Origin of the sequence: Bartonella sp. W8167 (assembly GCF_016100335.1) — a bacterium.
In the GTDB taxonomy this organism is placed as follows: domain Bacteria; phylum Pseudomonadota; class Alphaproteobacteria; order Rhizobiales; family Rhizobiaceae; genus Bartonella; species Bartonella apis.
Genome location: NZ_JACFSQ010000001.1, coordinates 1441671 through 1453924 on the forward strand (window position 1 = coordinate 1441671; position 12254 = coordinate 1453924).

The window sequence follows — 12254 nt, forward strand, 5'->3', positions numbered from 1 at the left end:
CCTACCTTACCGCACTCATCAGGTCATCCAGCATTTTGCCTACTGTCGTTATGATACGTGCAGTTGCCGAATAGGTTTGCTCCAGTTGAAGCATGAGCGCCATTTCATCGTCTGTATTGACCCCCGTTTCATTGGAAAGAGCTTCTCCGGCACGACTGAACATTGTGCTCTTATACTCGTTGTCAGAGGTGGCAGACTGGCGCACACCTTCTATCCACGAAAGGGATTGCTTACTGTAAGACGTGATACTTTGCGTGTTATCAAGCCCTGTATCGTTACCGAAATTACGGGGCTTATCCAAATTATCGATCAGTTTCTGAATATCTTTACCGAGCTTCTCCGGACCACCATCGACGGTATTGCTATCAAACTCCGGATTAACACTAATCCTTCCTGCCGTACCGGTGACTTGAGTTTCGTCACCACCCTCGAATAGAGCGGGAGGACCTTTAAAAATATCGGTCAGCGCATTGGCTATTTCATCAAGTTGTTTCTGGTATTGCGGAGCAGTTTCATCACGAACTTTCAACAAACCGCCGAGCTTGCCGGACCCGTAAGGAGATGTAAACACACTGTGAGATAAAGGTACTCCGTCAACCAAAACTTGATTTCCAACACGACCTGCCGATAACGGTCCACTTGGCTCAAAGGTGACCTTTCCAGGAACCTTGTCATAAAGTGTGCTATTATCCATCCCGTAGATAGACATTGAGCCATCGGGGTGAGTAACTGTGGTTATACCAATTTCCTGAGACAATTCTTTAAGAATTGCATCGCGTTGATCCATATAGGCATAGCCATCACGACCAGCACCTTTTTCATTGGCAATCTGCCCTTCGACTTCATGGAACTGTTTTAACAGATCATTGATGTGATCGACAGAATCCTTGATTTCACTGTCGGTATCGGTACGTAATTTATCAATTGCTTTGGAACCGGCATTCAAACTGTTGACAAGATCTTTTGCCTTGTCAATGGCAGCGTCACCAGCTGTTCTTTGGCTAGGATTATTGGCATAGAACTGCAAAGCTTTTTTGAAATCATCAAGCAAACGCGACGGCGAATTTTCAAAATCGTTTGTACTATAAATGTTCGAAAGTTGATTTGCACCGTTGTTTATAGCCGCAGCCGCAGCCGATTGACTGGATTTGACCAAATAGTTTGTAAGAAGTTCCGGATTATCATCGCGGATAACCTTGGAACTGACCATTCCATATGCGCCGGATTGGACATGGGTGGTGCGATGGGTATAATTTGTGTCCCGCGCACCACCAATATTTTGTGATACAACACTCATCTGACCAGACGATGTTTTGAGTGAATTTCTTGCTGTAGAAAGTGCTGTACCTAGTGTCATTTTAGCCTTCTTTTATTTCATGTAATCGGCCGTTTAGCCGGTTTCAAGTAAGGTTAGTCCTATCGTTTCAAATTGACAATAACATCCATTACTTCCGAACCCGTCTGGAACACTTTCGAGTTCGCAGTATAATTGCGCTGTGCTTCGATCATGTCTGTCAATTCATCACCGATATCGGCGTTTGACTCTTCCAACATACCACTTCTCAAAACACCGAATGTACCTTCACCCGGATGTCCGAATGTTTGACCACCGGCTTCCGGTACTGCCTGGAACACTGTTCCGGTAATCGGAATAAGTGAATCCGGAGCCGTTACGGTAGACAGACCCACTGTGCCGATCGTTCTTACCTGACTATTACTATAGCTGACCTGAATTTCGCCTTTTTCATTAAAACTGAAATTTTTGTAAGTTCCTGGTGCGTAGCCATCTTGTTTGGAATCAAAACTGAAATTCGCGCCAAGTTGCGTTAATCCGCTAATATCAAGATCAAAGGGAAAAGTACCCCCATTCACATTCGGTGCTTTTGCCTTAACAGTTTTTTCAGTATTTAATAAGTTACCATTATTATCAAACTCAAGTTCGGTCGTTGTCAAAGGATTTTTTAAATCGGGATTTGTAGGATCATCAATTTTAAGATTATTACCCACGCATGTATACATCGTCCATTTATTATTATCTGTTTTTGTAAAATAGACATCTAGTTGTACAGCGGTCCCCTGCTGATCATATACAGTCACAAATTTTTTCAAATCATAAGCTTTTGGATTTATAGTATTGGGGTCAACACTTGGATCGGCGGGATCACCAAAAAGCGTAGTGTGGGTATTTTTCTTCATATCCGCTTGCAGATTTGCCGTTATAGATGCCAGATCCGTCGTCTTGCCTGGCAAAAGTTCACCGGCACCTCCTTTGATCACAACACGCTTTCCTGTTTCATCCAGAAGATAAAATCCACCTGCATTTTGCAGATAACCTTCACCATTTCGCTGGAAAGAACCGGCACGGGTTAGGTATTCGGTTCCAGATTCATCTTGAACACGGAAGAAACCGTTGCCTTCAAGCATGATATCGCCAGGCTTTCCTGTTCCACGCCCTGCACCCTGCATGGAAATATCATGGCGAACAGTTGTTGTGACCCCACCCGATTGATAAGCGTTACGCGTTGATGGCATAACCAGATCGGAAAACTGAGTATCCGTCCGCTTATAACCAGCCGTACTAACGTTAGCGACGTTATCTGCAACACCTGTAAGTCTGTTTGCCTGTGCGTTCATTCCTGCAACGCCGGTACGCATCATACCGTAAATACCCATTGTTATCTCCTTGAGTTGAGAACCATAGTTGCAACATAGAAGCGCTTCCTTGTGCGAAGCTGGCGTTATTTCAGTTTCAAAGAAAATTAACTGTTCATTGGCGCCGCGTTTCATTTTTCAAATGCTGTTTTAAACTTCATGCCGGTTTCAAATTTAACCTTACAACTCGAAAGTAAAAAACGAACAAACAGAATGGTTCATTTGTCTCTAGTCCGAATAAAGGATTGAACAATCAAAAAAATGATACGGAAGAGCGGAATTTCAAGGCAAAAAGCTTTATGAAGGTTTTTTAAAATTTACTTTTGAATTGATCAAAAAAAAGCCTGCGGAACCGCAGGCTTAAAGAAATCGTATGGAGTTACGATAAATTAATCAATATTCAAGCTATAGCCAAGAAAACGTTTTGAATCGATAACATCGCTTCCAAGCTTGGCTTTCAATTTCTTGCGAAGTTTGCTGATGTGGCTTTCAACAACGTTTTCTTCCACATCTGAATCAAACACACCATATATGGCGTTGAAAATCTGCGTCTTGTTAACACGCCGGCCATGATTGGCAACCAGATATTCAAGAATACGGCGTTCACGACGAGGTAGAACAAAGTCAACACCGTTGATCTGGGGATCACGTCCATCGTTAAATACACTGATCGGTCCTAAAACAACTGCTGCATCGGATTTACGGATCTCTCCACCCATACGGCGGCGGATTGCTGCTACCCGAGCCAAAATTTCACGGACATGAATGGGTTTACGAAGCACGTCATCAATTCCGGCCTGGAACAAAGCCAATGTCTGTTCAAGTGAATTGTTTTCCGTGACAGCCAATACAGGAGCATCACAATGAGCGCGAATTTTCTTCGGTAATTCGATACGATCCTTGCAATCACCAAGAAGAATCGCTTCGACTGCTGACATTTCCGATTTTGGTGCAGTTTCTACCCAGTCATCGAAATCGGCAGATGATAAACCTGTTGCCGAGATGCCTTCCCGTGCGAACAAGGCAGAATAACCATCCGTTACCAGCTTGCGTTCGTCTACAACTATTATCATGTCCCTATTCCTATTAAACGCCCTCACCAAATTCTGAAACTCAAGAACTTATCCTTAATGAGGACTTTTCTTTAAGATATCTTTCACCACGAAAATTACAAGTCGTTTTTAACTTTTCCCGTCAAGAATCTGCCATACTTTCCCGAATTTAGACTATTTTTTTAACATTTTGACGTTTCAAAAAACTATTTTTCGTATAAAATGCGTTTATTTTCAAACAGTTAGCTATTCCTAAACGCGTTAACTATAGAATTTAACCATGCTTATTAAAACATCAGTTATAGTTCTCCACGACAAAACTGGCGCGAAGCTTGCGTCCATTTTCCGAAGCCGGAAGCAATCATGTTTGCCATGACCTGACAGACATATCGTTTTTGTGCGGGGTTATTATTCGGCCCTGCATGATAGCGGGCGACTGCCATTGTCCAACTCCCTTCCCTCTGCCTCAATTCCTTAAGGAAACGCGCAGCATAGTCGACGTTGAGATGGGGCTGGAACATTGCTGCTACCGACGGAAACCGCTCCCCATGATAATAGTGGTTGATCTGCATACAGCCGACATCAATCAGTTTTGCACCGCGACGTTTTGCCTCATAAAAGATACGCAATGCTTGCGACTCGTTTTGCGCAAAATACGCTTTTCCATCAATATTAAGCGCATATGGTTGAAGTGAGTCTTTGTTACCGGTTTCAGTAAGGCCTACGGCATAGAGAATTCCCAATGGAATATCATAACGTTTCGATGCTTCGATCATCTCGCCCTCGCAAGCATTGCCTGCGAAAGCAGTCGTGACAGACGTCAGACTAGACAACCAGATGGCGAGGATCGCGAACAGTAGTTTCTTCACGTCCACCTTCTTCCTGCATGGGCGTACCGGTGATTGGAAATTCGGTAAACGTTTGCCTTGATCCATTGTGCCCACCTTGTCCCTGTTGTCCGGAAAATTGCCGCTGGCCGTTAAAATTCTGGCCACTATTATCTTGCTGGGACGGTGATTGGCCCGAATTGCTCGATTGTCCCTGTTGGACTGTTTGTGAACTTCTATCGACAATCATAATTGTCAAATGTCCATCATCATTGAAACCGGACTTTTCCAGTGCCTTATGTAAGGCATGGTGGTCAGCAGCAAGGAGACGGGCCGTTTCCTGACGTTCGGCATGAATTTCGATATGAAGCCCATCGCTTGTTTTGCGCAGCCGCGCCTCGACCATGCCAAGGTTTTCCGGATTGAGTTTGATACGCAAAAGACGCATATCACCAACTTGACGATTTTCTGTTACCTCGACGCCGACAATGCGGCCGGCTTGTGTCTGATCGCCCCCCCGCGAGTCTGGCGTTGCTACTCTGTCACCAATATTCAATGTCGAGCCAGCCTGAGCTTTTTCGGCAGCATTATCAAAATTTGCCTGCTGTGAAGAATTGTTAGACGCCTGAAAGATATTGTTCTGTGTACGTCTATCACCATTTTGCTTGCGGCCGGATACCGTGTGATCTGCTCGACCAGTTGCAACTTTCGCGTCACCATCTTCGCTTTTAACTGAAGGAAGATCGTTATCTTCAAGGGCAAGGCCCGATTGTCCACGATCGTCTTCACCGGCAGCTTTAGCAGCAGGCTCGTCTACTGTTTTGTCATCGTTTGCAATTTTACCAAATGCTTTTTTGGCGTCTTTTTCTGCTCCAGAAATTCGCGCCGTTCCAGCTTGAACTTGGGTTTCGTTACTATTTGTCTGTACTGCTGCAAGCCGAGCATCTGTTGCGTTTTTTGCTGCTTGTTCTACCGCGCCGTCAGAAGATGCTACAGCCGCATCGATTGCTTCCGGTTGTTGCATATTACCTTTGGATTTATCTCCGCCGAGAGAATGGGCAACTTTCGTATAATTGTTTTGATTGACAATTACGTGGTTGACAGTCGCCAATTGGTTAACATCCAAGCTTGAAGAATTTCCGGTGTTTTCGGATTGGCTACCGTCGCCGTCGGCCGATTTGCCATTTTTGCCCTTGGACAAATGCAATTTATCTTTGGAAACAGTTCCGTTCAAGCCGGACTGATCGGACTTTTCATCGCTTTTAGAATTAGAGCCGGCAGTGTCTTTTTCCATTGATGAACCGGCTTTTTGTTCATCAAGATGTTTAAGAATATCGTGAATAGTCGAAGACGATTGATCGTCCGCGCTATCCTGATCATGGTGTACAGAAGTTTTCGTATTTTCTTGTTGTTTTTGCGGTTGACCGGATACGCTGTCTTTCGTTTGTGAAGCGTTTTGTTTGGTAACTTCGTTTAAACGAACCTTATCATTGGTTGCTTTGTCAGTTGCACCTTTATCATTAGCAATCTTGTCGGCCGAAGCTTTATCATTTGCAACTTTATCGGCATAGAATTTATCCGAATATGCTTTGTCGGAGTATGCTTTGTCCGAATAGGATTTATCAGATGCAACCTTTGCCGATTGCCTGTCGTTTTCTTTCAACGTTGCAGATCTATCACCCTGATCTTTATGCAAGATATCATCAAAACTTGTGTCAGAAGATTGATTGGATTGTGCTGCTCTTTTATTCTCGGCTTTGGGTTGGGTGTTGCTTGCAATAATGTTCGTAAAATCCCCCGAAATTACCATCATTTTTTCTCCAGTAGTTTGTCTACGTCACTGATTTTCTTTTGTGTCTGCTGCATGAATTGATCAATTTCACTAGATGTTTTTTTCACATCAACCTTGCCCGAAGCATTTTCTGTTGGCATTGGTAACGGTTCGGTCGTCTTTTTCCCGACCTGATCAAGCGGCACTCCGACAGCTTCTTTCAACGCCGGCTGTTCCTCGTCCGGGTCTTCATCTTCATTCTGTTGTTTCGGCAAAATATTTGTATCAAGAACAACCCCCTTGGCGACCGCTTTGGCCGCCATTAGCAACGGCCGGTCTTTTTCTGGCAGATTGTCGACAGAAATTGTCTTCAGCATCTCGCCAGCATCTTCCGCTGCCGTTGACCCCACCGAACTTGCCGCATAATAAAGACGCGCCGACGAGTCATCTACATTGAGAGCCTGTGTAAGACCGAGAGCTTTTTCCGCACCAAAGTGGGCGCGCGGCATACGCGCTTCAATCAATGCTGCCCGACTGATTTTCAAATAGATGACGAGCTGTATCTGTTTTGGTGCATAACCAACAAATTCGCTTAATTCCTGATCATTGAAACGGCTATCCATCATTGGCAGTGAAGTGGCAAAATCCCGCCAGAATTCGTTTGCATAGGGTGATTTGGAAAAACGTGTTACATAATTTCTCGTAAGCAAACGCAAAAGCTTGACATCACCCATCATGGTAGCAACTCTCACCTGACGGCGAATAGCCGCTTCCTCGAAAAGCGAGCCCGGTGCTGCAAGCCTTACCCAATTCAAACGAGCTGATGCTTTTTCCGGGCTGGCTTCCGTCAAATCGGCAACCGTGCTCAAAGTGATGGAAAGCAATAATGCTGCCGGAATTTCGGAATCATCTTCGGGCAAGTTATCAAAAGCCCTTAAAAACCTATCCTTTTTGTGGTGGCTATATGCCAGCGCACCATCAATGTAGTTTTTGGGAATAATTCCATCCGGCGCGTTTTTGAGAATAGTCTCAACAACACTGGGATTTCCACCATTGAACAGATAAGTGAGTGCTGCAAAAAGATTTTGCGCATTTTCCCAAGTCGATGGATCTTCCGTCAGAAACTTCTGGCCGATATCGGCAAGCACGCGTGGCTGCATCTGCAATGCACCGGGCTGGCCGCTAGCAATATCATCCTGCAAGCTTTCCAGCGAGCGGACAAGCTGAACCGGCCCCAATGCGGATTCGGTCATCTGTGCTTCAAGCGGTGTTGAAACGATAAGTGGCAGAGCGACACCGGCAAGACATATCATTTTGAAAAAACGATTTATCATTGTTTCTTCTCCACTTTTGTCTCGCCGCCAGCCTTGGCTTTATCAGCCGCATTTTCTTTATTGCCGTTACTGCTTTTTTCTTCCGTTTCACCCTGTGGCAACCGCATGAAGATTTCGATCCGGCGGTTTTCGGCTGCATAAGGATCAGCTTTGTTTTTTAACTGATGATCGGCATAGCCTTCAACGCGGAGAATCCGTTTTTCGTCAAGCCCCCCACGAACCAGCATGTAATAAGCCATTTGTGCGCGAGAGCTTGATAATTGCCAGTTATCGTAAGTTGCACTTTTATAGGGGCGTGAATCGGTGTGACCGGCAATGACAACATCACCCTTTTTGTTTTGCAGAATTTTTGCGACACCGGCTAACAGATCAACCACTTTTTTATCCGGCTTGGCCGAACCGACAGAAAACATGCCATAATGAGCCTGGTCCATCAGCTCTATCGCCACACCATCTTTGACCGATACAACCCGAACCATCGGTTGTTGGGTACTTTTCGCATCTTTGATAAGTTTGCTGAGCTCGCTCGAGATTTCGCGGACTACGGCTGGCAAAGATTTGTCTTTTGCTGCTTCTTGTGGTGTTTCTGCTTTGGTCACACTGATCTGTTGCTCGATTGTTTGCGCCGAAGTTCCGGCTGCCGCGCCTGTTTGTTTTTCTTTTTCACTTTGCGGCGTCTGCTCGCCTGCTTTCTCTGCTTCGTTATTTAAAGCGTTTTCAGCCTTTTTCTCTTCGCCAGCCGTCGCATTTTGCTGTTGAGCGGACTGTTCGGCAGCCTGCACCGGCTTGCCCTCATTTCCAGGAGTTGCCGTCTCGCTTGCATGTTCAGGAATTGCAACCCCCGGCTGACTTGGCAATTTGGCATCACGCCCGCCGGAATTCTGGCTTGGTCCGCCATCTGTTTCGGCTATTTCGTGGGAAGCATTTTTTGTCCAGTAATCGGGTGAAAAAGGATCCCGATACGCTGTTCCTTCGCTTGCCCCTTTTTGTGAACCGCCTTCGGCATTGCCACCTGCACCGCTTTCACTTTCTTGATCGACAGCAGATTTTTGAGCAATTTTATCAAGCTCTTCGTAAGGCTCGCTCATCATTTTTTGCTGTTCGGCACTACTTTGTTTATCGCCACCTTCTTTCGAACCCGGTTCACCATGAGCTTCATTACCGGACTTTTTGTCGTTGTCACCAACAGCATCATTTTCTTGAATACCTTTCGGATTGGTACGCCGGTCAACCAATTTGATAGGATTGAAATAGCTTGCAACAGCGGCTTTGGTTTCTTCGTTTGCAGCATTGATGAGCCACATAACAAGGAAGAAGGCCATCATGGACGTCATAAAATCCGCATAAGCAACTTCCCATGCGCCGCCGTGATGTTCACCTTCATCCTGGCCTCCACGACGGACGATGATTATTTCATCATGAGGTTTTTCGGGCTCGTCTGAACTCATTCTACCAGCCCCTTCAATTCTTTCATAATCGGTTCAAGTCGCGTTGCGATGACCTCGTTGCCGAGTTCCAGCCTTATGTCGGCTGAATCGGTTGGCCGCAAAACAAACTTGTCTTTGTCAAAATCCGGCCGCTGTTCCAAAGCTTTCAACAGTTCTTCATTGCCTTCGACAACCAACGGTTGCTTGGCAGAAACTGCTTCTTGGGCAATGCGTTTTGCAAAATCGTTTAAAGCATCGTCGTGCATTTTGTCGCCAATAAACGCGCCAAGTATTTTTGCAACATCGGTGCTGATGTCTTCGAGCATTTTGTCAAAGTCTACTTTCAGACTTTCATCCAAATTTCCGGCGACTTCCGCAATGGTTTTTGTCTTCAACTCGCTCAAAGCTTTCTCATGTTCGGCTATGAGAGTTTGCTTTTCTTGTGCAAACTTTGCCTCCATTTCAGCTTTTGTTTGAGCAACAGCTTCATCAACAGCCTGTTTTCTCAGCTCTTCAGCATTGGCTTTCGTCTCCATTACGAGAGAAGCTTCGTCAAAGCTGTCTTCAGGTTTATCTTCTTTATGGTTGAAGTCGACCATTTCGTCGGCTTCAACAACGGGCTCCTCGTCGTGAACGGGAATTTCCGCATCCATCGGCAACACTTCAACCTCGGTATCGGGGATTTTACGAGGCGCAAAATCGCTCAAAAAATGGGAAAGCGAAGCGGCTTTCTTGTTTTCCATTTCTGTGTTGCTGTTATCCATTGCGCTTATCATCTTTCACCCCGGGGGTTTACGGCTGTTGTCAAGCTGCTTGTGCCGGCGTTCCTTTGTTGTCGTCTTCCTGTACCCACTCGCGCAGGACATTTGCAAAACGGTCTTCATCCATCGAAATCATCTGATCAAGGCGGTTCTGCGGCGGAACACGCATACGAGAACGCAAATCTTGTAGTCCATCCTCATCCGGTATCATATTACCATCAAACCCTTCATTCTTGCTAGCCTCATTCGGTAGAGCCGGCATGTTCTCCGGTCCTGCCAAGGCACTTTCATTGGCTCCCGACAGTGCAAGCTGGTTACCATGCATTTCGCGCATCAGCGGACGTACACCTAAGAACATGATGAGCAATACTGCAATGACAAGGGCTGCACCATTTACAAGACCTGACGTATATTTTGACAGAGACTGCCAGATCGGTGTCGAGACAGGCTGCATATTTTCATCGTCGTTAGAGACAAAATCGACAGCCGTTACGTTGATAATATCACCACGGTCGGGATCAAGTCCGGACGCTGTTGCGACCATTTGACGGATGCGGTTGACCTGATCATCAACATAGTTGGCCGGTGCCGGTGCTTCCTTATCACTGGGTTTCAAGCGTGACCGGTCGATAACAACGGCAACAGCAAGTTTCTTGACATTGAAACCGTCGCTGACTGTGGAAATTGTTTTCGAGTTGATTTCGTAATTAGTCGTTTCTTCACGGCGGTCCTTTTTATCGGAAGAGTTTTCGCCCGCACCGCCTGCAATTTCTTCTTGCGGAATGTTTTGTTCAACACCGACAGCGCCGTTATTACGGTTATTCTGGGCGTCGCCCTGATCACGGACCGTGCGAACAGAACGCGCAACCTGTGAATCCGGATTATAAATGGTTTCATTTGTCTGGCGGCGGTCGGTATCCAATGCAACCTGAACGCTGGTCTGGAAATGATCCATGCCGAGGTACGGAGCCAATTGTTTGCGGATGTTTTCATCAATCTGCGCAGCAACCTGCCGTTCAAGAGATGCCATCATGACAGGTGCACCGTTCATCGCGTCGGTACCGGAAGCTAAAAGCTTGCCGCTTGTATCAAGCACTGTAACCGAACTTGCTTCGAGAGATGGAATGGCGGCTGCTACCAACTGGCGAATGGATTGTGCCGACTCGGTAGCAAAATTGCCGTCCGTACGGATAACAACGGAAGCAGACGGTTTCTGATTTGCACGACGGAAAGAGCCTTTATCCGGCAAAACAATGTGAACACGTGCAGCTTTAACCCCCTGCACTGCCTGAATCGTACGGGCAATTTCGCCTTCCAGTGCACGTTGACGTGTAATTTCCTGCATGAAGGAGGTAAGGCCTAGAGAACCCATATTGTCAAAAAGTTCATAGCCGGCATTGTTGGATGTCGGCAGGCCTTTTTCGGCAAGAAACATACGTGCTTTTTCAGCCTGTCCAACGGGAACTTGAACAGATGTACCATCGGAAGAGACATCAAAAGCAATGCCTGCTTCACCCAATGCCATGCCCATACGATTGACATCGTCACGGGTAAGCCCGACATAAAGCGTCTCGTAAGTCGGTCGGGTGAGATAAAAGCTTGAAAACAGAATCGTTCCGAATAATGCAACCCCGACCAGACCCAGAGCAATCAGGCGTTTGGCGCCCAATTTGCCAAGTGCCGAGCCAATCGAAGAAAACAGAGCCAGTATTCTATCCATCTATCTTTACCGTATTAATTGGGCAGAAACCCGTTGTTTCTTGTTAGAAATATAGGCTTTAAAAGCTGACATATCCCTAACTTTACTTTGCACCATAGTGGCTGAAGCTTGCGCGAAGGTGAACAACCGGTTGGGCATGGTGCGACATCTGGTGCTCTTCACCTTATGGTTAATAGGCAATGGAAACTATTGTCACTCTCGAATGGACGTGGTACCCAAAACCGCCTAGCCTCTGTTGGAAAATCAACCACTCGACAATCGGGGTGAGCTGCGGCGCAACATGTTTTCATGTTGTTTTATTGCGGGGGTACCAATTGGGATAAATTAAAAGGATAATCGATGTACCGTTTATTTTTCACAGCTATTTTGTGTTTGCCGCTTGTTGCCTGTGGCGGGTCGAAAAAAACCTGTAGCTCGCGAGAGGTGCTGGATGCTCTTCATGACAAGCTCGTTATCGGGATGAACTACCAAGCTGGAGTTGATGGCTATTACGACGGCCAAAAGGCAAAAATTACTTTGACCGACCCTCGGACAATTGGTCCAAGCGGTGATTTTATGCGTTGTTCCGTAGCTATGAAATTGACCCACTATGTCGACCCGAAAACAAACGAACGCTACCCGAAGCCTTTGGAAAAAACTGTTCCAATGCCTTTCAGCTTCAAAGATGTTGATGCGATGATTACCGAAATCAGGGTTGCACAATAAGTGTT

10 protein-coding genes are annotated in these 12254 nt (G+C 46.0%); 1 reads left to right on the plus strand and 9 read right to left on the minus strand.

Features of this window, described 5'->3' with window-relative positions; translation table 11 throughout:
• Nucleotide 1: 1 nt before the first annotated feature.
• From flgK to fliF, 9 genes are all read right to left on the minus strand, one after another.
• Nucleotides 2-1357, minus strand: coding sequence for a flagellar hook-associated protein FlgK (gene flgK, locus H3V12_RS06010; protein ID WP_198213499.1), 1356 nt, complete (start codon nt 1355-1357; stop codon nt 2-4).
• Between the two features lie 59 nt (nt 1358-1416).
• On the minus strand, nt 1417-2787 hold the full coding sequence (locus H3V12_RS06015; protein WP_246787492.1) for a flagellar hook protein FlgE: 1371 nt from the start codon (nt 2785-2787) through the stop codon (nt 1417-1419).
• Between the two features lie 254 nt (nt 2788-3041).
• Nucleotides 3042-3725: a response regulator transcription factor gene (locus tag H3V12_RS06020; RefSeq protein ID WP_075870277.1), complete on the minus strand. Its 684-nt coding sequence runs from the start codon at nt 3723-3725 to the stop codon at nt 3042-3044.
• Nucleotides 3726-4003: 278 nt separating this feature from the next.
• Nucleotides 4004-4480 carry a transglycosylase SLT domain-containing protein gene (locus H3V12_RS06025; RefSeq protein ID WP_225868535.1) on the minus strand — a complete coding sequence of 159 codons (477 nt, stop codon included), beginning with the start codon at nt 4478-4480 and terminating at the stop codon, nt 4004-4006.
• Between the two features lie 49 nt (nt 4481-4529).
• Nucleotides 4530-6344 carry a flagellar hook-length control protein FliK gene (locus tag H3V12_RS06030; protein ID WP_198213501.1) on the minus strand — a complete coding sequence of 605 codons (1815 nt, stop codon included), beginning with the start codon at nt 6342-6344 and terminating at the stop codon, nt 4530-4532.
• A complete protein-coding gene (locus H3V12_RS06035) occupies nt 6341-7636 on the minus strand; it encodes a chemotaxis protein (RefSeq protein ID WP_198213503.1) in 1296 nt (431 codons plus the stop codon). Before H3V12_RS06035 ends, H3V12_RS06030 begins: the two co-directional genes overlap by 4 nt.
• Nucleotides 7633-9084, minus strand: coding sequence for a MotB family protein (locus H3V12_RS06040; protein ID WP_198213505.1), 1452 nt, complete (start codon nt 9082-9084; stop codon nt 7633-7635). The genes H3V12_RS06035 and H3V12_RS06040 overlap by 4 nt, the downstream gene beginning before the upstream one ends.
• A complete protein-coding gene (locus H3V12_RS06045; RefSeq protein ID WP_198213507.1) occupies nt 9081-9827 on the minus strand; it encodes a hypothetical protein in 747 nt (248 codons plus the stop codon). The genes H3V12_RS06040 and H3V12_RS06045 overlap by 4 nt, the downstream gene beginning before the upstream one ends.
• A gap of 40 nt (nt 9828-9867) precedes the next feature.
• A complete protein-coding gene (fliF, locus tag H3V12_RS06050; RefSeq protein WP_198213508.1) occupies nt 9868-11544 on the minus strand; it encodes a flagellar basal-body MS-ring/collar protein FliF in 1677 nt (558 codons plus the stop codon).
• Nucleotides 11545-11883: 339 nt separating this feature from the next.
• Here fliF and H3V12_RS06055 point away from each other — a divergent pair, with 339 nt between their 5' ends.
• Nucleotides 11884-12249 (plus strand): hypothetical protein, encoded by a 366-nt coding sequence (locus H3V12_RS06055; RefSeq protein WP_075870283.1) that lies wholly within the window; start codon nt 11884-11886, stop codon nt 12247-12249.
• The last annotated feature ends 5 nt before the right edge of the window (nt 12250-12254 follow it).

Excerpts from the sequence above, each read along its gene's own strand:
- H3V12_RS06020 (WP_075870277.1), bottom strand. The coding sequence starts at position 3,725 with ATGATAATAGTTGTAGACGAACGCAAGCTGGTAACGGATGGTTATTCT.
- H3V12_RS06025 (WP_225868535.1), bottom strand. The coding sequence starts at position 4,480 with ATGATCGAAGCATCGAAACGTTATGATATTCCATTGGGAATTCTCTAT.
- fliF (WP_198213508.1), bottom strand. The coding sequence starts at position 11,544 with ATGGATAGAATACTGGCTCTGTTTTCTTCGATTGGCTCGGCACTTGGC.
- flgK (WP_198213499.1), bottom strand. The coding sequence starts at position 1,357 with ATGACACTAGGTACAGCACTTTCTACAGCAAGAAATTCACTCAAAACA.
- H3V12_RS06045 (WP_198213507.1), bottom strand. The coding sequence starts at position 9,827 with ATGGATAACAGCAACACAGAAATGGAAAACAAGAAAGCCGCTTCGCTT.
- H3V12_RS06055 (WP_075870283.1), top strand. The coding sequence starts at position 11,884 with ATGTACCGTTTATTTTTCACAGCTATTTTGTGTTTGCCGCTTGTTGCC.
- H3V12_RS06015 (WP_246787492.1), bottom strand. The coding sequence starts at position 2,787 with ATGAAACGCGGCGCCAATGAACAGTTAATTTTCTTTGAAACTGAAATA.
- H3V12_RS06035 (WP_198213503.1), bottom strand. The coding sequence starts at position 7,636 with ATGATAAATCGTTTTTTCAAAATGATATGTCTTGCCGGTGTCGCTCTG.
- H3V12_RS06030 (WP_198213501.1), bottom strand. The coding sequence starts at position 6,344 with ATGATGGTAATTTCGGGGGATTTTACGAACATTATTGCAAGCAACACC.
- H3V12_RS06040 (WP_198213505.1), bottom strand. The coding sequence starts at position 9,084 with ATGAGTTCAGACGAGCCCGAAAAACCTCATGATGAAATAATCATCGTC.